The sequence below is a fragment of the Ochrobactrum sp. Q0168 genome (assembly GCF_016427605.1).
In the GTDB taxonomy this organism is placed as follows: Bacteria; Pseudomonadota; Alphaproteobacteria; order Rhizobiales; family Rhizobiaceae; genus Brucella.
Map to the genome: position 1 here is coordinate 20,058 of NZ_JAELXQ010000021.1, position 18,192 is coordinate 38,249.

Genomic DNA, 18,192 nt, shown 5'->3' on the forward strand with positions numbered 1-18,192 from the left:
TCTAGCGTCCCACTTTCGAAAGAACATCGGCGCGGAGGAACCGCTCGACAACGAACATGAATGCAATCGACGGCACAAGCAGTATCAGCGCGCTGATCGATGCAATCTGATAATTGCCGCCGGAACTTGCCGTATAGAGTAAGAGCGGCAGCGTGGAAATGTCCGGCGCGCCCACGAAATAGGTGCCGGTAAATTCATCCAGCGATTCCAGGAAAACGAAGATCGCACTTGCCAGCAGCCCTGGAGCCGCAATTGGCAATGTGATGTCGAAAAAGGTTTTCAGCGCGGATGCGCCCATGGAACGCGCCGCTTCTTCAAGTTCGCTGTCGATGGCTGAGAAAGCAGCGGTTGCAATCCAGACCGCATAAACGAGCCCATGCGTGACATGCACCAGCACAACGCCGATGATCGTGCCGTTGAGGCCGAACGAATAGAACATTTGCGCGATGTTCACATAGACCGGCAGGTTCGGAAAGGCCTGTGGGATCAGAAGCGTCAGCAGGATCAGGCCGCGAAATGGCAGTTTCAGCCTTGCCAGTGCATAGCCAGCCGGAATTGCCAGACCAAGCGAGACGACCACGGTCAGGATCGCGATGAGGACACTCGTTCCAAGCGATGACAGCGCATTGCCGCGCGGCGAGAACACATTGGCCCAGAAGGAGAAACCATATTGCAGCGGCAGCGTATGGGGAAAATACCAGCGCTCTGCGACGGCCCACAGGAGGAGGTTGGCCAGCGGGCCGAAGATTGCGAAGGCGAGAAGGCCAAGGACGATACCGCGCGGTATCCAGCGCCAGTCGAAGGCGGTGCTCATTTACCGTGCTCCTTCATGGTCTGGCGTAGATATATCCACGCCACCAGACTGGTCATCAGCAGCGAAATCGTGCCGAGCGCATTGGCTACCCCGTAATCGCCATAGGCGTTGATGCGGAAGGCCATATTGGCAGTGATCATGGTTGGCGATTGCGCGTTGATCATCAGCGGCACCGACAGCACCGACATCATGGTCACGAAGCTCAAGATAAGCCCTACGAGCAGCGTCTGGCGCACTTGCGGCAGAACGATCTCAATCAGGATGCGCAGACGTCCCGCACCCAGATTGCGGGCAGATTCGATGGTACTCCTGTCGAGCGACGCCATGGCGCCTGCTAGAAGCAGGGTGACGAAGGGCGTCTGTTTCCACACAAACGCAATCGTAATGCCGCGCCAGTCGAGAAAGCTCATCGCCTGCAACGGTGTCAGTATGCCGGTTTCGAACAGGAGACTGTTCATCAGACCGTTCTTGGCGAGGAAGGTCCGCAATATCTGGCCGACGACGATAAACGGGATGAACAACGGCCAGCGATAAAGCCACCGCAGCACGGCGACGGCTCGTGGATTGGAGCCGAGCGTCAGGTAACCGCCAATCGCGATGGAAAGCAGCGCGATCAGAACGGACGACAGCACGACGATCAGCAGCGTGAACAGAATGTCGCTTGAATAAAGCTCGAATGTCTTGGTGAAATTGCCAAAACCCCATTGCCCGGAAACATAAAATGCACCGGTGAGGGCACCGAAAAGCGGCACGATGAACAATACCACAACGATCGCCAATGCAGGGGCGACCAGCAGCAGACCTGTCAGTCTAGGCGACATTCAAGACCTCATGAAAACGATGAAATACCGGATGCGCCTCAGACGGCGCATCCGGCGATGCGGTTATTAGTTGCCGACCTGACGTTCGTAAGCTTCGAGAATGGCACTGTTGTACGGGGCAATCGGGAAGGATTTGCCGAACTTCGCCAGATCGTCTGCCGAGATATCGGTGAAAAGCTTGTTCCAGGTGTCTGCATCGAGTTCCGACTTGACGTTGTCGGCGTCGATACCCGGATACCAGTTGAAGCGCTTCACGATGCCTTCAGCCTGAACCTTCGGGCTGGTTGCCAGCGCGACAAACTTCTCTGCCAGTTCCTTTTGCGCGCTCTTTTCCGGGATCACATAATGCATCGGCTGGCCAGGCATGCCCGGCTCCGGCAGAACAAGCTTCATTTCCGGCGGCAGCTGGCCATTGGCCTTCCACGAATAGAACATATCCACCCAGACCGGACCCATGGCGATCTCTCCACGGCTCAGCATGTCGAGCGTTCCCGCATTGCCGGGCGTCAGGGTCGCGTTCTTGGTGAACTCCTTCAGCGATGCAAAAGCCTTATCCCAGTTCTTGGCTTCGCCTTCCTCGAACGGTCCCTGCTGAAGCTTGTTGGCGTCGCCGCCATAGGCATAGATCCAGCCCATCACGAAGCTCACGCCCGAAGCGCCGCCCTTGATGCCGTTATAGCCGAACTGCTTCGGATTTTCCTTGGCCCAGGCCACGAGTTCGTCGTAGCTCTTCGGCGGCGTGGGAACGAGCGCCGGATTAAAGGCAAGTGCGGTCTGGCTGTTGAACATCGGCATGACATAGCCATCAACATTTGTGCCGAGCGCCATCTTGGCATTGTTGCGCGTTACCAGCTTGCCGGTTTCGATCTTGCCGCGATAGTTTTCAAGAAATTTGCCGGTGACCATCGGCCCGGCGAATTTTTCATGGATGACGGCAACGTCCGTATCCCACTTTTCCACGCCAGCCTTGGACTGCGCTTCAAAACGCTCCAGAATCTTCTGCGAACCGGCATCGCCCGGGCCGGTGCCGACAACGCGCACGGTCGTTCCCGGATTTTCCTTCTCGAATAATGGTCCGAGATACTGGTTGACGTAATCGACCATATTCTGGTCGCCGGCGGTGAGCACCGTCAGTTCGTCGGCCGATGCTGGGGCAACGGTAAGACCGAGCACCATTGCTGCTTTCAGGACCGTTCTCATGAAAAACTCCTGTTAAATCCGGATCTTCCGGTTTTGTGGATTGCGATTGGGATGCGAGGCATCCTGTTGCGTTATCGGGAATTTTAGGCCGCTGCGGGCTTTATGAAGCCCGAAGTCACTGACAATGGCCGAGCCGAAACGCCGCCCGGCAAAACTGGTGCGGGTCTACTTGTCGAACAGAAACAGCGCCTGTTCCGGTATGCGGATTTCTACGTCTGATCCCGGCTGGTGGCTCTCCTGCGCATCGACCATGATGTGGCGGTCGCCAATACGGACCATGTGTCGCCAGAGGCCGCCAGGATAGCTGGTCTGCTCCACTGTGCCTGCGAGAACGAGTGCGGGTTCGGTGCGGTTAGGGGCGGCACCCGGACTTGCGAGCTGCGCGGCTTCACTGCGAAAACGCGCGGAGGCCATGCCATCGGAAAGATTTCTCCTTCCGGCTGGAATGGTGCTTGCCTTGTTATGCGCGCCCGCCGCGATGTCGATCTTATCGGATTTGACGGAGACCGGCAGTTCGATCAGGTTTTCAGCGCCCATGAAGGCGGCGACAAAATCGGAAGCGGGGTGATTGTAGACTTCCTCAGGCGCGCCAGCCTGAGCAATCTCACCATTGTTGAGAATGACGATCCTGTCGGCCATCACCATCGCTTCTTCGCGATCAGGGGTGACGTGAACCGCCGTGATGCCCAAGCGGCGTTGGAGGGCGCTGATTTCATGGCGCACCGACAGGCGAATACGCGCATCGAGATTGGAGAGAGGCTCGTCGAGAAGCAGAATATCCGGCTGGATAGCCAGTGCACGGCCCAGGGCCACACGCTGGCGCTGCCCGCCGGACAAAGCCGCAGGCTTTCTCTCCAGCAGCGCGTCGAGGCCAAGCAGACTGGCAACGTCCTGTACCTTCTGCTTGATCGTTTCTTTCGCGACACCGCGGATGCGCAGGCCGTAGCCGATATTCTGCGCCACCGTCATATGAGGCCACAGCGCATAGGACTGGAACACCAGCGCCATGCCGCGCTTGTCGGGCGGCAGGCGGGTTACATCCGCGCCATTGACCTTGATTGCACCACTGCTGGGTGTATTGAAACCTGCGATTGCACGCAGCAAGGTTGTTTTTCCACAACCTGAAGATCCAAGCAGCGCAACGAATTCGCCCTTGCGGACCGACAGATCTACCCCTTTGAGAACCTCATTATTGCCATAACGAACGCGCGCGCTCGCCACCTCCAGAAAAGCTGGCATAGGCGTTTCCTCCCCAGGATCGCCGGCTGCTTTTATTTTTTCTGCACAGCCGTGCAATTTAGATTGAAACATCTTTAAGAGACCTCGACAAGCACAAAAGTAGTTCCGATGCAGAAACATGGAGAATGCGCCGCCCCACATCGTTGGGACCTTTTTTAGTGGGGTTTTATTACAGCTGTGTGACGCTATCGCGATCATAGTGGGCAGCGTTGCACTGGACGCCACGTGCGTAGGCCATTGGCTTGTCGTCAAGGAGGGAGCCGTCTCGCGACCACGTCCCACGGTGAAATTCCATTTTCAATTAACCCAGAAATGCAATGGCGTGCAAAGGCCCCTATATCCGCCTGATTTCCATGAGACGCTGCAAATGAGAGCAAAGGGAGGATGCAACATCGGAGCCTTGTTAGGTGCCGCAACATGATTTGTCAGGCTTCAATAATTCGGTTGCATAATCTTTCAATTGCAACTAAAGATTGATTTGCGGCATTCACACGGTTTTTGAGGGAAGGCCGTTTTGATTTTCTAAAACACAGGGGGAATACAGGTTTCGAGTCCGTGCAATTAAACCCGTGGCGCTCCCAATAATTATTCTTTTTTTCGGTTTGATGATTGAGGATAATATGAGCATAGTCATGAAGAATAACTCAATGAATTTATCGACTTACGATCCGTCGCCGGTGATCAACGCGATGCAGCTTGCATCGCTGGGTGGCGATGACAAGCAAAATATCGATTACGGTTTTTCAGACGTGGGCGAGAGGACGTATCACTCGCTCGAAACCATAGCCATCATCGTTCTCGAAATGGTGCGTGGGTTAAGATGGAAGCCTTTCGAAGGGACGGAGGAGACCATCAACTGCCCGGCGGGCATGACGTTTATCATCCCCGCACATATGAGCTGCGCAATCGTGTGGCCTAAAAATACGGCGCATCTGACAGTGACGCTAGACACATCTTTCTTCTCGGCGGAAGAAAGCGATGATGTTGCCCATAGCTGGACGCCGATCCATTTTTCGAACAGACAATGCCTGCAACTGGCGCAGATCTTGTGGGGGGAGCTGCAAGTCTCACCGCAAGTGAGCAGTACCTATATGGATGCGTTCCGTACGGTGTTGACAGGTGTGCTGGTGCGCAACGCCTCGATTGCCCGGGGCAGCAACAAACAGCAGTTTGGGCTCAGCAATTATGCCTGCCGCCAGATCGAAAATTATCTCAGAGAAAACTATCGTCAGCAGGTATCCGTACCGGACATGGCATCCTTGATCGGAATCTCGGCGGGCCATTTTGCAACCTGCTTTCGCGCAAGCTTCGGTCTTACGCCGCATCAATATCTGATGCGACTGAGGCTTGACGAAGCGGAGCGTTGCCTGCGCGAAACCGATATATCCTTGAGCGAACTAGCTGCCACACTGGGCTTTTCCAGCCAGAGCCACATGACGACTGCGCTTCGCAAATATCGCCATCTGACACCGGGAGAGGTCCGGCGGCGCAGTTACGCGCAGCGGCGGAAGAATCTGTCCTGATCCATCAAATGATACACGGACTCGGATTGGCCCGGCCTCAAGCCGGGCCATGTTGTTCCATCGAATTGATTTTGTTCAATACTCGGCGCTTGCCCCGGCGAGAGATATCAGTTTCCCATGCCACCGTTTGCATTTCAGGAAGGGTTGCGGCGCACCCATTTGCGCCAGATGTAGATTTCACTGCGTCGCCGTATGCGACGGACCCGGTGGGAATCGTGAGACAGTACGATCAGACCGAGCGGCAGCATCCAGAAACCCAGCACAGGAAGAAAACCCAGTGCGCCTCCGGCCACCAGAGTACCGCCCAACATACGTCGCATCATCACCGATTGAGGAATCGGGATTCGTTGGCCAAGAATCAAAATGACCTTACGAGGGGCTTTGGAGTTCGTTTCTTCGTTCACTGGACCTGGTCTCTCCACTGCTGCTGCAATTTTTTACGTCTAAATGTCCCAGAGAATATAGGGTTTCGAGAGGCGAATGCAAAAAGTTGGAAGAAATATGATTTTGCCCTTTGCAAACCCGAAATCCTTTTGCTATACGCCACATCGCTGACGCAACGAGCACCTGTTCCCCGGTAGCTCAGTGGTAGAGCAACCGGCTGTTAACCGGTTGGTCGCTGGTTCGAATCCGGCCCGGGGAGCCACTTCATTTCATGAAGTTGCTATTATCTCAGACACTTGTATTAAACTGTTCGAGCATTTCATTAGCGATGACGCTTGACTGCACGACGCTTCCCCGTCTGGTCGGAGCAAACTCCTCCATATTGAAATCGTCGTGCGCAAGGGGCGAATCACTCCGCAGCAGCGATGCATTGGGCGGCAGCGCAGCATAGGGCAGGCACAGGAGAGCGTCCTCTCGATTTCTGAGCCCAATTACCGATAGGGGCGGTTCACGATCCTGCGGGTTGCGTTAGGGTCGCAGAATGTCTTTGTGCGGAGAAGAGCAGGTCCGGCTTGAGGTCGCCCATGCCCACGTAGGGATTTGCGTGGCTGGCCAATATCCAAAGACTGATCGTGGCTGTGAGCACATAGAGGACCAGGGCGCGCCGTCCGGCAAGCGGCCGGTCGGCATTGACCGAAGCAATCGTGATGGCTGTCAGCACGGTCAGGAACAGGACGAGATACCACTTGGACTCGTCTATCGATGCGCTCGCCACGGCGAGCCGTTCATTGCGGGCATCCTGAAGTTCGTCGAAATCATTGACGAGCTGTGAGACGATCGGGCCGGGCAGTCCCGAAAGCGCAATCTTTTGGACGATTGCACGAATTTCCAAGATCGCCTGATCCACTTCCAATGTAGAAACCGTATTGTTCTGATGCCCCCATTCCTCGTTGACCACGATGGAACGATAGTTGAGCACAGCAGCCTTTAGTTCCTCATTATCGAAAACCGATGGGCTTGCCGTGTCCAGCAGCCGATGGATGGCAGAGCGCTCCTTACTGACCGAAAAATCGGCGCGGGAATTGAGGGACCATGCATCGGCAGCCACGAAGCCCATTGAAAGCGCCCATGCGGTTCCAATCGTTCCGAGAAATGCCGGTGCCGGTATGGAAAAAATGTCGTGCTTGGCGTGCCTATTGAGATATCGTAGCGCAGAATAACCGATAGCGAACAGTATAATGGCAAAAGCTATGAAAAACAAAAAGGCGGTATAGGTAGGAAATTCTATAAACGTAGTGAGCATTGTTTATGCCTCCGCCTAGGCCGTGAATAGTGGAGCCAATAATAGCTGCTCGTTTGGCGCTGGCAATCGAGTGCACAAACAATAAACAGAAAGGTCGGCCAGCAACTGACGCCGACGCGGAAACTCAGGGAGGGAGATTCGATGATTTATCCTGTGCAGGACAGTTATGGTAATCGTATCGGCACAATCATGCCCGAAGAGAGCGAAAACCCCGAGGAACGCTGGATCGCCTACGCGCTGCACAACCAGCGTCAGGCGTTCGGCAGCTGGCAGGCTGCGCGCGATTGGATTGAAAGAAAAGCTACAGATGATGGCGCTTGATCATTCATAGCCAGCAGATGATCCGCCTATTTTTATTGTGTGGCCTATATTAGCGGTTTCGGATGCATTTAAAGCTGAAAAGACTATACACTCTAGAGAAGGTTTTTCTGCGCTTGGGAGATTATTGATGCTACGGCTTGCTGCTATCGGTCTCGTTTCGTTTCTTTTTTGTTTGCCGGCGACTGCGGCATCCAAAAAATGCGCCGATGCGCAAGATCAGGCCACGATGACCCAATGCGCAGGTGATGATTTTTCTGCTGCCGACAAGAAGCTCAATGCCAGCTTCAAGGAAATCCAGAAGCGTCTTGCCGATGATGCGGATGGAAAGGCGCGGTTTATCAAAGCACAGCGTGCATGGATTGCCTTCAGGGATGCCGAATGTGGCTTCAATGCGGGGAATTCTTCGGGCGGCAGCATCTATCCGATGCTTGTCGCCAGCTGCAAAACCGACCTGACCGTGCAGCGCAATAAACAACTGCGGACTTACCTAAGCTGCGAAGAGGGCGATCTCAGCTGTCCGGTTCCTGCCGCAAATTGATTCTTCGGCTCTCACTCGCCGCGCCATATTTCGGGCTGCAACGGAGCGCACACTCCTGAATGGAAAGAACAGGCGGAACTATAATGATCATATGCCTGTCTTCCGAACCAAGGAGGATATGCCGTGAAAACGATGTTTCTAGCGGTCGGATTGATCGCGCTATCGACGGCTGGCGCATTTGCAGCCGAACCCGCCAAAATGATGGATAGCCAGTCTGGCAAAATACTGACGACGCCGAAGGGCATGACGCTTTATACTTTTGATAAGGATGAGGGCGGTAAATCGTCCTGCGATGCCAAATGCCTGAAAATGTGGCCTGCATTTCACGCCGAAAAAGGCGCAAAATCCGATGGTGACTTTTCCGTCGTCAAAGCGACGGACGGAAAGGATATGTGGGCTTATAAAGGAATGCCGCTTTATCGCTACCATGATGACATGAAGATGGGCGACGCTAAAGGCGACGGTAAGGGGGGCGTCTGGCACGTCGTCAAATGAGAGAGGGCGCTACGGCGCCCTTTTTGCTCGAAGCAGACGTCAGAAAGATCATCGGCGGATGATGACAGAACAGAGTTACACCGTAAAATCGGCAGGAATCCGCTGCTGCTATTTGTAACGCCAGATTGCCCGGCGGCGATCAGTTGCCAGTCGGCGCGGTTGCGCCTGAAACACCCTTGTCAGGCACCGGCGGCCTGTCGCCGTCTGGATTGGTCACCATTATCAAGGCCGCCAGTGCCAGCAGAATGGGGGCGGCCAGCATAGCCACGCGCATAACGAAGCAGACCGTGTGCTTCACTCGTCTCCATGTCGAGGCCTGTCTCATGGGCTTATTGTTGCACAGCCTGTCCTTTCCATTGCGTTAACAAATCGTAAGGTTCTAAAATTCGTCGATCAGGCTCGCCTAATCCGCTCTTTCGCGGGCTGAGAGAAAACACCAAGGATTTTTTACACAAGAGGCTCGAATCGCTTGACGAACTGGGCAGGGATCAATATTGGAACTGCGCAGAGCCAAACCAATTGATTTGGAAACGCTCTCAGGAAGGCCTCGTGGCGGAGTGGTTACGCAGAGGACTGCAAATCCTTGCACCCCGGTTCGATTCCGGGCGAGGCCTCCATCTAATTATCGCAATTACTGTAAGTTATTGTTTTTAAATGGTAATTTTACATGGTGTGGCAGCCTGTTTACTTTTCACGCCTACCATATCCGATAATTGATGTTCCATTCCGTCTCACTTTATTTTCGAAACAGCATGCCGAGCCCGTCACGCGTGTTCAGAATGGGTGCACTCAGCCTTGCCGGCTTCGGCTGACGTGAACTGCTCGCTATGGGCTGGCTGGCGATCCTCATTCTTCTGGGCAGATATGGAAAGCCGATGTGCTAAACGGCTTCACCCACGAGCTCCCTTGGCGGATTGATAATCCCAAAGGAAGTAGAAATTAATTCTAGGTGGGACGGAACCAAAAACAGAGCAGCAGCATTATATATTCGGAACTATCCAATAAGAATGGAGAATATAATATGCGTCGTATTTTGCTCGCTGCTGTTGCAACTGCCGCACTCGTTTCTTACGCAAATGCGCAGAGTGCTACCGCAACACAAGAAGAATCTTTCGTTACGGCAAAGCCAACCGACGTTATTACAAGTAATATACTGAATCTCGACGTCACGAACGCCAATGATGAAAGCATTGGTAAAATCCAGGATGTGGTTATGGGCGACGGTGATGTGGAAGGCTATATCTTGTCGGTTGGCGGGTTCCTGGGGGTTGGCGAAAAATATGTCGTTGTGGACCCGGATGCGATCGATATTGTCTATTCTGAGAATGACAAGAAATGGTCGGCAAAGATGAATGCCACCAAGGAACAGCTCGAAAAGGCCGCGGAGTTTAAGTACGAAGGCCGCTGGGCTAAGTAACCTAACCTGAAAGAGCGGCTCGATAGCCGCTCTTTTCATTTTGGGTTAATGGCAGTCGCAGAGGTGCGTCAAATCATAACGAGCACCCCAAAGTTGCTCGAGACAGACAAGCGAGCGCGGCCGCCCGGATAAGGGCAAATGTTTTGCAGATAAAGTGGAATGTCCGCACCGTTTGAGCGAGGGTATGCATCGAGTTTCGCGATCAGCCCCAATAACTGGGCTTTCTCTCGCGCCGAAACTACGGGATTCTTTTGCCGAAATACGACAAGTGCCGTATAGCGCCGCTGGCAATTATAGCGTTACCTCCCTGGGGATTATGTAACACGTCGGCATGATCTCCCATTATTCGGCGTCTAGCTGGTGAAGCCAGCGAAGGAGGAAATGATGAAAACCATAGTTTTGTTAGCAGTTGGTGCATTCATGACGGCAGGAACTGCATTTGCGGCCGTGCCGACGAACGGAAACGTAACCACCCAGATGGTGAAGTCCAATAAATCAACCGGTGTCATTATTGCTGCAGGCAAGAGCCGGGGCGGATCTACGACCAGTTCGGGATCGGGCCTCGCCAGCGGAAGGTCCGTTTTCGGCAGTTGAGTGATTTGCCCCGTTTTCGCGGGGCAGACGCTCATTTGCGCTCTCTTGCCAGAGAGTTTGTTCTGCCTCCGGGGCATTTGCCGTTCAAACGGCTCTTCGAAGGGCCAGATCACCATTTATCAGGTGACGTCATCCTGGGCTATTATACCGCCTTCGCCCTCGAGGATAGCTATGCGTTTGGCTTCTGAGGCGGTGAATTTCAAGCGAACGCCAACCCCGCGTTCGTCTTCCGGGATAAAAACTGCGCCGAGGTCTTCCAAAGCGCTTTGCAACTTGTTGATCGTTTCGGCTGACGGTTTGTCGATTTTGCGTTCAAAATCTTCGATGACCGATCCGTCAACCTTCGACAGCTTGGCGAGATTATCCCGAGAAATCTCAACCAGTGCGCGGCCCGCTCGGCATAAAGGTCCCGTGAGCATTTTACCCTCCATGAGCATATTCACCGGAATTGAACCGCAAGTCTCGCGCTGAAACAAGTGGTTTACTCACCATGCATAGTGGACTGGATGCCACTCAGGCGGCAATCCGCTCAGTCCTCATCGTCGCGGTCAAGCGGTGTCTGCGTGCGGGCGAGGTTGCCTTTCGAGAATGTATAGCCGGTCTCGACCGCGTTCAGCCCAAACTTGTTGCGCAGCCGGTCAATGGCGGTTTCTGCCACGGCGCGTTTGGTGGCTTGCGTGTCCACCAGATCGGGCGGATCGGCGCGGTCGCTCGATGAAAGCTCGCTGACGCCAATCCCAAGCAGCCGGAATTTTGTGCCGTCGAGCTCCTTTTCCAGAAGCTGCAATCCATGGCGAAAAATACGGTCGGCCAGCTGGGTCGGGTCCGAAAGCTGGCGATTGCGGGTGCGCAGCTTGAAGTCCTGCGTCTTGAGCTTGAGGATGACGGTGCGTCCGGCAATTTCACCCGCTTTCAGGCGACGCGATACTTTTTCGGCAAGCGCGCGCAAAACAGGAACCAGATCGGCAGCCGTGGAAAGATCGGTGTTGAAGGTGGTTTCCGCCGAAACGCTTTTCATATCGTGTTCAGGCTCGACACGCCGGCTGTCCTGTCCCCGTGACAGGCGATAAAGACGCTGGCCCATCGTGCCGTAGGCCTTCATCAGCGCGCCTTTATCCATGGTCTGGAGCTGGCCGATGCTACGGATGCCATCGCTTTGCAGCTTGGCCGCAAATGCCTTGCCGACGCCCCAGATCATGCTCACCGGTTTATCGCGCAGAAAATCGAGCGCTTCAGCTTCTCCTATCACGGAAAAGCCGCGCGGCTTTTCAAGGTCGGAAGCCACCTTGGCCAGATATTTGCAATAGGATAGGCCGATGGAGGCGCTGATTCCAATCTCGCTTTCCACGCGCTTGGAAAAGCGGGCGAGAACCACGGCGGGCGGCGCCTTGTGCAGCCGTTCCGTACCGCTGAGATCGAGAAACGCTTCGTCGATGGAAAGCGGCTCGACCAAAGGGGTGAGATCGCGCATCAGCTGGCGCACTTCGCGCCCGACCCGGGCATATTTCTCCATATTGGGCTTGATGACAACAGCCTCTGGACAGGCCTCCAGCGCCTTGAACATCGGCATCGCCGAACGCACGCCGTGAATGCGTGCGATGTAACAGGCCGTTGAAACCACGCCGCGTTTGCCGCCGCCGATAATGAGCGGCTTGTCGCGCAGTTCGGGATTGTCTCGCTTTTCTACCGACGCGTAAAAAGCGTCGCAATCGATATGCGCGAGCGTCAGCCGGTATAGCTCTGGGTGTCGCACCAAACGCGGGCTGCCGCAGGCATAACACCGGCGCACGGAAGCGCTCTTCTGCAACGACAGGCAGTCGCGGCATAAGCCTTGCTCAGGACTGTTTCCGGCGAAATTCTCAACCATCGTTAACATGTGCAGTTTCGTCGTTCGACCGGGCCTCGACTCGAGGAAGCCTGCTCAGACGAACATAAAAGGAACACGCTTTGTATATCACCAATCTCGCGCTGCGCCACTGGCGGAGCCGCGCCCAGCCGTCATGCTCTTGACATTGGCGGCGATATCACCAAGTTTAGTGCTATGAACAACCATTTCGCCACCATACTCCATCGGGTTCAACCGATCGCGGGATAAAGGCCCTCGAGTCCTGCCTTGCGCAGAAGGACTCCGGGGGATGGTTCGTCGCTTGCCTCAAGCGAACTCGATAAGCGCTTTCATGAAAACATCCCAATAATCCGCTTCGAGCCAAGATGCTCGGAGATATTTATCTTTATAACAGTGAGCTATCGCCATGAGCGTCAAGAATCGCAAGAAGCCCAATATCGTCGTCAGCGAAATCGATTACGAGCGCCTGATGGGGCTGGCCAACAGCGTTGCCGAGCAGCACGAGGAAATTGCCGACGAGCTGATGGCAGAGCTTGACCGCGCCAAGGTCGTGCCTGCCAAGCGCCTGCCGCAAAATGTGGTGCATATGGGCTCTGTTGTCGAATTTCGTTCCAACGACGGACAGGAACGCCGCGTGACGCTTGTTTATCCAGGCGAGGCGGACATTGCTCAGGGCAAGGTTTCGATTCTAACCCCGATTGGCACGGCATTGATCGGCCTTGCGCCCGGCCAGTCGATCTCGTGGACCGCGCGCGACGGTCGGGCGCATGAGTTGAACGTTATCAATGTTTCCGCAGCGGAAGAGGTCGTCACTGGGCCGACCGCAGCCTGATTGGAACTAAAAAACGGCGGTGTCGCTCGAATCAGTCGGCGCCGCTTTGCAAATGCTGGCCTGCACCGCCGGGCAAGAAGGACGCCGCTTTCTGGATGATTGCCGGATCACGTCCGGTTTCTTCGCAAAAGCGCATCAGCGTCGGCTCGTGGCTTAAGAAAAACTGCAGCACGCCCGCGAGAAAACCCGGCTCACGCGCAGCCTGACGGATGGACGAAGCTTCGATGCCCGTCAGCGCCAGAAAGCGCGGGAGTAAATCCTTGTCCTGCGCGAGCCATGCCAAAGCTTCGATGGCGAGACCCTGCGCTTCTGTTTCGTTCATAAGCGTTTTCATCGTCACCCCCCATTTCAGCTGATCCATGCAGTCGCCGCGTGGGCTTCCAATTGTTTTCATATAAGATGCAGGTCCTTGTAGGGACAACGGAATTATTTGCCTTTCGTCAATGAAATGAGGTTAAATCAAAGAGCGCGCCGAGGGGAATGTCGGAGCGCTCACTGTTTGGTGTCAGCCAATGCCAGTAGGTGAATGAATTTTCGGGCCGGGGAGTTGCCCCAGGGAAGTTTCGATGACGAAAAGCGTAATGATCGTCGAAGACAACGAATTGAATATGAAGTTGTTTCGCGATCTTATCGAAGCCAGCGGATACGAAACGATTCGGACACGAAACGGTCTTGAGGCACTTGATCTCGCCCGCGAACACCGGCCAGATCTCATTCTCATGGATATTCAGCTTCCGGAAGTCTCAGGTCTGGAAGTGACGAAATGGCTGAAAGACGATGAAGAACTGCGCCACATCCCCGTAATCGCCGTCACGGCTTTTGCTATGAAGGGCGACGAGGAGCGCATCCGGCAGGGCGGATGTGAAGCCTATATTTCGAAGCCTATTTCTGTTCCAAGATTTATAGAAACGATAAAGTCTTATCTGGGCGACGCTTAGGCTCGACCAGGCGAGGGGGATCATGACTGCCAGAATTCTCGTCGTCGATGATGTGGCTTCCAATGTTAAGCTTCTGGAAGCGCGACTTCTCGCCGAATATTACGAAGTTGTCAGCGCCTATAACGGGTCGGATGCCTTCGAAATCTGCCTGGGCGGGCAGATTGACGTTGTCCTGCTCGATGTTCTCATGCCGGGCATGGATGGCTTCGAAGTTTGCCGCAAGCTGAAGGACGACCCGCGCACCTCCAACATTCCTGTCGTTATGGTGACCTCGCTTGACCGCCCGGAAGACAAGATTCGCGGATTGGAGGCGGGCGCGGACGACTTTCTTTCCAAGCCTGTCAACGATCTCCATCTGATGTCGCGCGTGAAAAGCCTCGCCCGGCTGAAGCTGGTGTCGGACGAACTGTTCCAGCGTAGCAATAGCGTGGCCGACGCCGAGGTTGAGGCGCTGCTGTCAGCCAAAGTTTCCGGTTTTGGTCCGAAACAGCAGGACGCCGCACGTATTCTCATCGTGGACGAAGATGAAACCGCAGCAGCGCGGCTGCGGGTGATTTTGAGCGAAACCTACCGCGTCGATATCGCCACCGACGCCAATAGCGCTCTGATCAAAGCCATCGAGGCGGATTATGACAGCATCGTCGTTTCGGCGGCCTTCACCTATTACGACCCGCTGCGCCTTTGCTCGCAGCTGCGCACCATCGAACGCACACGACTGGTGCCGATCATTCTGATCGTACGCGAAGATGAGGGCGCGCTTGTCGTTCGCGCGTTGGAGCTGGGCGTCAACGACTATCTGATGCGCCCGCTGGAAAAGCTGGAGCTTTTTGCGCGGCTGCGCACACAGATCAAGCGCAAGTGCTACAACGATCTGCTGCGACAGAGCCTGAACCGCTCCATCACCATGGCCGTTACGGACGACCTTACGGGCCTGCACAATCGCCGCTATCTCGATACGCATATGCCGGTGCTGTATAGCCGTGCAACAGGCCGGGAACGCCCCCTGACGGTCGTCATGATCGACTTCGATTATTTCAAACGCGTCAACGATCAATATGGACACGATGCGGGGGATGATGTTCTGCGTGAATTCGCCTCGCGGCTGCGCAAGAATATCCGCGGCATGGACCTGATGTGTCGCTATGGCGGCGAGGAGTTCATCGTCGTGCTGCCGGATACGGATTTGCAGGCCGGAGCAGCCGTTGCAGAGCGCATCCGCACCTCTGTGGAGGCTGTACCGTTCTCGGTCTCTGGCGGGCGTCACAAGGTCAATATGACGATCAGTGTCGGTCTGGCTGGCTTGCGCCTGATCGGCGACAGTGTCGAAGCGCTGTTCGACAGAACCGATGCCGCGCTTTATCTAGCCAAGAAGAATGGGCGGAATCGTGTAGTCGCTTCTGCCGCCTAGAGCATTTTCAGCAAAAGTGCGTAGCGGTTTTGCGTCGGATAATGCGTGAAAACAAATAGATAGAGCGGTTCCACGATTCCGTTTTAACCGGAACCGCTCTAAGCGTTTTGATAAACAGCAGATCAAAAACAAAAAGCCGTCTCGCGAGAGACGGCTTTTTGATTCCGGTTACCGCAAAGGCAACGCGGGAAACGAATTACTTGATCTTCGTTTCCTTGAACTCGACGTGCTTGCGCGCAATCGGGTCGTACTTGGTCTTTGTCATCTTTTCCGTCATCGTGCGGCTGTTCTTCTTCGTAACGTAGAAGAAGCCGGTGTCAGCGGTCGACAAAAGCTTGATCTTGATCGTCGTAGCCTTGGCCATATCGAAATACCTGCTCTTTAACTTTGCCGGAGCATCACCTTTTCGGAAACCGGACCCGCTTAACGGATCCCCATTCTCCGGGGTCATACTCTATGGATGGTAACCGCCAGCGATTCCGGCAATTCACCCGGCAGCGGAAATTCGCCGCATAACTACGGATTGGGGCCGAAAAGTCAAGTCCGCTTCTTTCTGAAAAGCAGTCTTCCTGCTGCAAAGATTGCATATGCGGCAAAAAATACCCCAAGCGTCCACGAAAAACCTGCCGGGCCGAAAGCATCCATGCCGACACCGACGGCCTGCGGACCCGCCAGCATGCCAATTGCATAGCAGAACACGAAGGCGGCATTGGCCGAGGCCAGTTCGCGGCCTGTGAGTTCTGAGCCCAGATGTGCAAGACCGACCGTGTAGAGCCCAGCCACCACGCCGCCCCACAGGAACAGGACCCCCGCCATCAGATACCAGTGCTGCATCAGATAGGGCAGCGCGATCATGCCGATCAAGCCGGTGACGGCGCAAAACAGTAGAAGTTTGCGCCGGTCGGGAATCTTGTCGCTGATGATGCCAAGTGGAATTTGCAGTAGCACATTGCCGAGGCCGATCATCGTCAGCAATAGGGCTGCGTCCGCCTCTGGATAGCCGATCCGCGCGCCAAAGACCGGGAAAAGCGCAAAGCCGCCTGTTTCCACAGCGCCAAAGACGAAGACGGCCATGGTCGCGGTCGGTACCGCGAAAATGAACGGCAGAAAGGGAACATGTTCGCCTTCCTCGAAATCCGGGCTGTCACGCCAGGCGATCAGCACCGGAATGAGCGCTATCATGATGATGGCGAATCCCACGAAAAACGGCAGGCCGCCTGCGCTGCCGATCTTTGAGAAAAGCCATGGCCCCAGCGCGAAACCGAGCGAAAGCGATGTGGAATAGATGCCAAGCACCAACCCGCGTTTTTCCGGCGGTGCTGAGGCATTGATCCAATACTCGGACAGGACAAACAGCACCGTCAGCGCGAAATGCAGCACGATGCGCAGCGCGAACCACGCCCAGAGCGGCTGGAAAAAATGAAAACCGAGAAAGGCAATGCCGCCGATGATGAGCATCAGGAAGATGGCTCTGACCACGCCGAGCCTTGCGGCAATTGGGGCGGCGAGGGGCGCTGCAGCAATGGAGGCGAGCCCTGCAACCGCCGTATTGGCGCCGATAAGACTTGCGGAATGACCACGGGCTTCCAGCAGCACGCTCAAAAGCGGAATGCCCAGCCCTATGGCTGCGCCCACTGCACTGATAGTCGCAATGGCTGCTGCAAGCGAACGCCAGTGCATCTGGCCTTCCTGCGAAAGAGCATCTTTTGCACCTGCCGCGCTCGTTTTCGCAGAAGCACGGTCGGTTGCTGGAATTTCTTTATTCATCAGATCACTTCACGGACAAAGCGGCCGTGCCGCTTACGGTATTGCACCACCGGAAGGGCGGCAGGCAGATCAAGGCGTGTTTCAGCCAGAAGGCTTTGCGCTTCCTTCAAGATGACTTCGGTTATGCGAGCAACATCAAGCTTGCTCACTTCGTCGATGGGCATCCAGTCGAGGTTCTCGAGCTCGCCACTTGGTGCGAGTTTTTGTTTATCAAAATCCGGCAGACTGTCGCAAAACGCAATGAAAAAACGGGTATCGAATCGGCGCACATGTTCCGGCGGGGTTACGGCACGGGCGAAATAGCGCAGGCTCGACAGTGCGGGCAGCGCGCCCTCACCGAGGAAAGCGCGCCAGTCCTGATGATTGGCCGGAAGAGTTGGTTCAGCCGAAGAATCGCCGCCGACCGGATGCGCCACGCGCAGCCCGGTTTCCTCGAAGGTCTCGCGGATGGCGCATAGGCCAAGCGCGCGGGCGCGGCGCATCGACGGACGGGATCCCATGCCATGCAGGAGTTTACGCGTATCGTCCTGACTGAGTTCGCTGGCGGCTGCAATCGCGCCGTCAATCGAATCGGCGCGACCGCCCGGAAACACGAATTTTCCCGGCATGAAGGCGAGGCTGTGATGGCGTTTGCCCATCAGCACACGCGGCCTGTCTGTCGAGCGGTCAATCAAAAGCAGCGAGGCCGCGTCGCGGGGACGCAGCACCTTTTTCTTTGGCTCAGCCAGGGGAGTGGAAACTGTCTCGGTCAT

The 18,192-nt window shown here is 55.3% G+C and carries 22 protein-coding genes and 2 tRNA genes; 10 read left to right on the top strand and 14 right to left on the bottom strand.

Annotation, left to right across the window (positions count from 1 at the left end; translation table 11 throughout):
* Position 1: 1 nt before the first annotated feature.
* From JAU75_RS21670 to JAU75_RS21685, 4 genes are all read right to left on the bottom strand, one after another.
* Positions 2-814, bottom strand: a complete 813-nt coding sequence (locus JAU75_RS21670; RefSeq protein ID WP_199058572.1) for an ABC transporter permease subunit — start codon at positions 812-814, stop codon at positions 2-4.
* The gene (locus tag JAU75_RS21675) at positions 811-1,635 is read right to left on the bottom strand and encodes an ABC transporter permease subunit (RefSeq protein WP_199058573.1); all 825 of its coding nucleotides are present in this window, start codon (positions 1,633-1,635) and stop codon (positions 811-813) included. Before JAU75_RS21675 ends, JAU75_RS21670 begins: the two co-directional genes overlap by 4 nt.
* Positions 1,636-1,701: 66 nt before the next feature.
* Entirely contained in the window at positions 1,702-2,835 is a 1,134-nt protein-coding gene (locus JAU75_RS21680) for an extracellular solute-binding protein (RefSeq protein WP_199058574.1), read from the bottom strand.
* Between the two features lie 165 nt (positions 2,836-3,000).
* Positions 3,001-4,074, bottom strand: a complete 1,074-nt coding sequence (locus tag JAU75_RS21685) for an ABC transporter ATP-binding protein (protein ID WP_199058575.1) — start codon at positions 4,072-4,074, stop codon at positions 3,001-3,003.
* Between the two features lie 620 nt (positions 4,075-4,694).
* On the opposite strand from JAU75_RS21685, the gene JAU75_RS24145 reads away from it, so the two are divergent.
* The gene (locus JAU75_RS24145) at positions 4,695-5,597 is read left to right on the top strand and encodes an AraC family transcriptional regulator (RefSeq protein WP_247880581.1); all 903 of its coding nucleotides are present in this window, start codon (positions 4,695-4,697) and stop codon (positions 5,595-5,597) included.
* Positions 5,598-5,731: 134 nt separating this feature from the next.
* Here the strand turns inward: JAU75_RS24145 and JAU75_RS21695 are convergent, their stop codons facing one another.
* On the bottom strand, positions 5,732-6,001 hold the full coding sequence (locus tag JAU75_RS21695) for a hypothetical protein (protein WP_199058576.1): 270 nt from the start codon (positions 5,999-6,001) through the stop codon (positions 5,732-5,734).
* A 167-nt stretch (positions 6,002-6,168) separates the two neighbouring features.
* Here JAU75_RS21695 and JAU75_RS21700 point away from each other — a divergent pair.
* A tRNA-Asn gene (locus JAU75_RS21700) sits at positions 6,169-6,243 on the top strand.
* Between the two features lie 246 nt (positions 6,244-6,489).
* Here the strand turns inward: JAU75_RS21700 and JAU75_RS21705 are convergent.
* The gene (locus JAU75_RS21705) at positions 6,490-7,284 is read right to left on the bottom strand and encodes a DUF4239 domain-containing protein (RefSeq protein WP_199058577.1); all 795 of its coding nucleotides are present in this window, start codon (positions 7,282-7,284) and stop codon (positions 6,490-6,492) included.
* A 141-nt stretch (positions 7,285-7,425) separates the two neighbouring features.
* Between JAU75_RS21705 and JAU75_RS21710 the strand changes: the two genes are divergently transcribed.
* From JAU75_RS21710 to JAU75_RS21720, 3 genes are all read left to right on the top strand, one after another.
* The gene (locus JAU75_RS21710; RefSeq protein ID WP_199058578.1) at positions 7,426-7,605 is read left to right on the top strand and encodes a hypothetical protein; all 180 of its coding nucleotides are present in this window, start codon (positions 7,426-7,428) and stop codon (positions 7,603-7,605) included.
* A gap of 37 nt (positions 7,606-7,642) precedes the next feature.
* A complete protein-coding gene (locus JAU75_RS24315) occupies positions 7,643-8,143 on the top strand; it encodes a lysozyme inhibitor LprI family protein (RefSeq protein ID WP_371836227.1) in 501 nt (166 codons plus the stop codon).
* Positions 8,144-8,266: 123 nt separating this feature from the next.
* Positions 8,267-8,638 carry a hypothetical protein gene (locus JAU75_RS21720; RefSeq protein ID WP_199058579.1) on the top strand — a complete coding sequence of 124 codons (372 nt, stop codon included), beginning with the start codon at positions 8,267-8,269 and terminating at the stop codon, positions 8,636-8,638.
* A gap of 139 nt (positions 8,639-8,777) precedes the next feature.
* Here JAU75_RS21720 and JAU75_RS21725 read toward each other — a convergent pair whose 3' ends face one another.
* Positions 8,778-8,936: a hypothetical protein gene (locus tag JAU75_RS21725; protein WP_199058580.1), complete on the bottom strand. Its 159-nt coding sequence runs from the start codon at positions 8,934-8,936 to the stop codon at positions 8,778-8,780.
* 245 nt (positions 8,937-9,181) lie between these two features.
* Here JAU75_RS21725 and JAU75_RS21730 point away from each other — a divergent pair.
* Both JAU75_RS21730 and JAU75_RS21735 read left to right on the top strand, forming a co-directional pair.
* A tRNA-Cys gene (locus JAU75_RS21730) sits at positions 9,182-9,255 on the top strand.
* Positions 9,256-9,659: 404 nt separating this feature from the next.
* Positions 9,660-10,055 carry a PRC-barrel domain-containing protein gene (locus tag JAU75_RS21735; RefSeq protein WP_199058581.1) on the top strand — a complete coding sequence of 132 codons (396 nt, stop codon included), beginning with the start codon at positions 9,660-9,662 and terminating at the stop codon, positions 10,053-10,055.
* A gap of 353 nt (positions 10,056-10,408) precedes the next feature.
* On the opposite strand, the gene JAU75_RS21740 is transcribed toward JAU75_RS21735, so the two are convergent.
* The 3 genes from JAU75_RS21740 to JAU75_RS21750 form a co-directional block, all read right to left on the bottom strand.
* The gene (locus JAU75_RS21740) at positions 10,409-10,684 is read right to left on the bottom strand and encodes a hypothetical protein (protein ID WP_199058582.1); all 276 of its coding nucleotides are present in this window, start codon (positions 10,682-10,684) and stop codon (positions 10,409-10,411) included.
* Positions 10,685-10,768: 84 nt separating this feature from the next.
* Positions 10,769-11,125, bottom strand: coding sequence for an XRE family transcriptional regulator (locus JAU75_RS21745; protein ID WP_371836228.1), 357 nt, complete (start codon positions 11,123-11,125; stop codon positions 10,769-10,771).
* A 53-nt stretch (positions 11,126-11,178) separates the two neighbouring features.
* Entirely contained in the window at positions 11,179-12,516 is a 1,338-nt protein-coding gene (locus JAU75_RS21750; RefSeq protein ID WP_199058618.1) for a DNA polymerase IV, read from the bottom strand.
* A 385-nt stretch (positions 12,517-12,901) separates the two neighbouring features.
* On the opposite strand from JAU75_RS21750, the gene rnk reads away from it, so the two are divergent.
* Positions 12,902-13,327 (top strand): nucleoside diphosphate kinase regulator, encoded by a 426-nt coding sequence (gene rnk / locus JAU75_RS21755; RefSeq protein WP_199058583.1) that lies wholly within the window; start codon positions 12,902-12,904, stop codon positions 13,325-13,327.
* 31 nt (positions 13,328-13,358) lie between these two features.
* Here rnk and JAU75_RS21760 read toward each other — a convergent pair whose 3' ends face one another.
* On the bottom strand, positions 13,359-13,661 hold the full coding sequence (locus JAU75_RS21760) for a DUF3572 domain-containing protein (RefSeq protein ID WP_109367336.1): 303 nt from the start codon (positions 13,659-13,661) through the stop codon (positions 13,359-13,361).
* Positions 13,662-13,893: 232 nt separating this feature from the next.
* Here JAU75_RS21760 and JAU75_RS21765 point away from each other — a divergent pair, with 232 nt between their 5' ends.
* Positions 13,894-14,265 (top strand): response regulator, encoded by a 372-nt coding sequence (locus JAU75_RS21765; protein WP_007878616.1) that lies wholly within the window; start codon positions 13,894-13,896, stop codon positions 14,263-14,265.
* Positions 14,266-14,287: 22 nt separating this feature from the next.
* Complete coding sequence (locus JAU75_RS21770; protein WP_199058584.1) at positions 14,288-15,673, top strand: PleD family two-component system response regulator; 1,386 nt, start codon at positions 14,288-14,290, stop codon at positions 15,671-15,673.
* Positions 15,674-15,869: 196 nt separating this feature from the next.
* On the opposite strand, the gene rpmG is transcribed toward JAU75_RS21770, so the two are convergent.
* From rpmG to JAU75_RS21785, 3 genes are all read right to left on the bottom strand, one after another.
* Positions 15,870-16,037, bottom strand: coding sequence for a 50S ribosomal protein L33 (rpmG, locus tag JAU75_RS21775; RefSeq protein WP_002966024.1), 168 nt, complete (start codon positions 16,035-16,037; stop codon positions 15,870-15,872).
* 173 nt (positions 16,038-16,210) lie between these two features.
* Positions 16,211-17,353, bottom strand: a complete 1,143-nt coding sequence (locus JAU75_RS21780) for an MFS transporter (protein WP_199058619.1) — start codon at positions 17,351-17,353, stop codon at positions 16,211-16,213.
* Between the two features lie 86 nt (positions 17,354-17,439).
* Positions 17,440-18,192, bottom strand: coding sequence for an NUDIX hydrolase (locus JAU75_RS21785; RefSeq protein ID WP_199058585.1), 753 nt, complete (start codon positions 18,190-18,192; stop codon positions 17,440-17,442).

Coding starts and splice junctions, on each gene's coding strand:
- JAU75_RS21705 (WP_199058577.1), bottom strand. CDS start 7,284: ATGCTCACTACGTTTATAGAATTTCCTACCTATACCGCCTTTTTGTTT.
- JAU75_RS21780 (WP_199058619.1), bottom strand. CDS start 17,353: ATGCACTGGCGTTCGCTTGCAGCAGCCATTGCGACTATCAGTGCAGTG.
- JAU75_RS21740 (WP_199058582.1), bottom strand. CDS start 10,684: ATGAGCGTCTGCCCCGCGAAAACGGGGCAAATCACTCAACTGCCGAAA.
- JAU75_RS21675 (WP_199058573.1), bottom strand. CDS start 1,635: ATGTCGCCTAGACTGACAGGTCTGCTGCTGGTCGCCCCTGCATTGGCG.
- JAU75_RS21785 (WP_199058585.1), bottom strand. CDS start 18,192: ATGACCGAGACAGTTTCCACTCCCCTGGCTGAGCCAAAGAAAAAGGTG.
- JAU75_RS21770 (WP_199058584.1), top strand. CDS start 14,288: ATGACTGCCAGAATTCTCGTCGTCGATGATGTGGCTTCCAATGTTAAG.
- JAU75_RS21735 (WP_199058581.1), top strand. CDS start 9,660: ATGCGTCGTATTTTGCTCGCTGCTGTTGCAACTGCCGCACTCGTTTCT.
- rpmG (WP_002966024.1), bottom strand. CDS start 16,037: ATGGCCAAGGCTACGACGATCAAGATCAAGCTTTTGTCGACCGCTGAC.
- JAU75_RS21750 (WP_199058618.1), bottom strand. CDS start 12,516: ATGGTTGAGAATTTCGCCGGAAACAGTCCTGAGCAAGGCTTATGCCGC.
- JAU75_RS24145 (WP_247880581.1), top strand. CDS start 4,695: ATGAGCATAGTCATGAAGAATAACTCAATGAATTTATCGACTTACGAT.
- JAU75_RS21765 (WP_007878616.1), top strand. CDS start 13,894: ATGACGAAAAGCGTAATGATCGTCGAAGACAACGAATTGAATATGAAG.
- JAU75_RS21685 (WP_199058575.1), bottom strand. CDS start 4,074: ATGCCAGCTTTTCTGGAGGTGGCGAGCGCGCGCGTTCGTTATGGCAAT.
- JAU75_RS21670 (WP_199058572.1), bottom strand. CDS start 814: ATGAGCACCGCCTTCGACTGGCGCTGGATACCGCGCGGTATCGTCCTT.
- rnk (WP_199058583.1), top strand. CDS start 12,902: ATGAGCGTCAAGAATCGCAAGAAGCCCAATATCGTCGTCAGCGAAATC.
- JAU75_RS21710 (WP_199058578.1), top strand. CDS start 7,426: ATGATTTATCCTGTGCAGGACAGTTATGGTAATCGTATCGGCACAATC.
- JAU75_RS21760 (WP_109367336.1), bottom strand. CDS start 13,661: ATGAAAACGCTTATGAACGAAACAGAAGCGCAGGGTCTCGCCATCGAA.
- JAU75_RS21680 (WP_199058574.1), bottom strand. CDS start 2,835: ATGAGAACGGTCCTGAAAGCAGCAATGGTGCTCGGTCTTACCGTTGCC.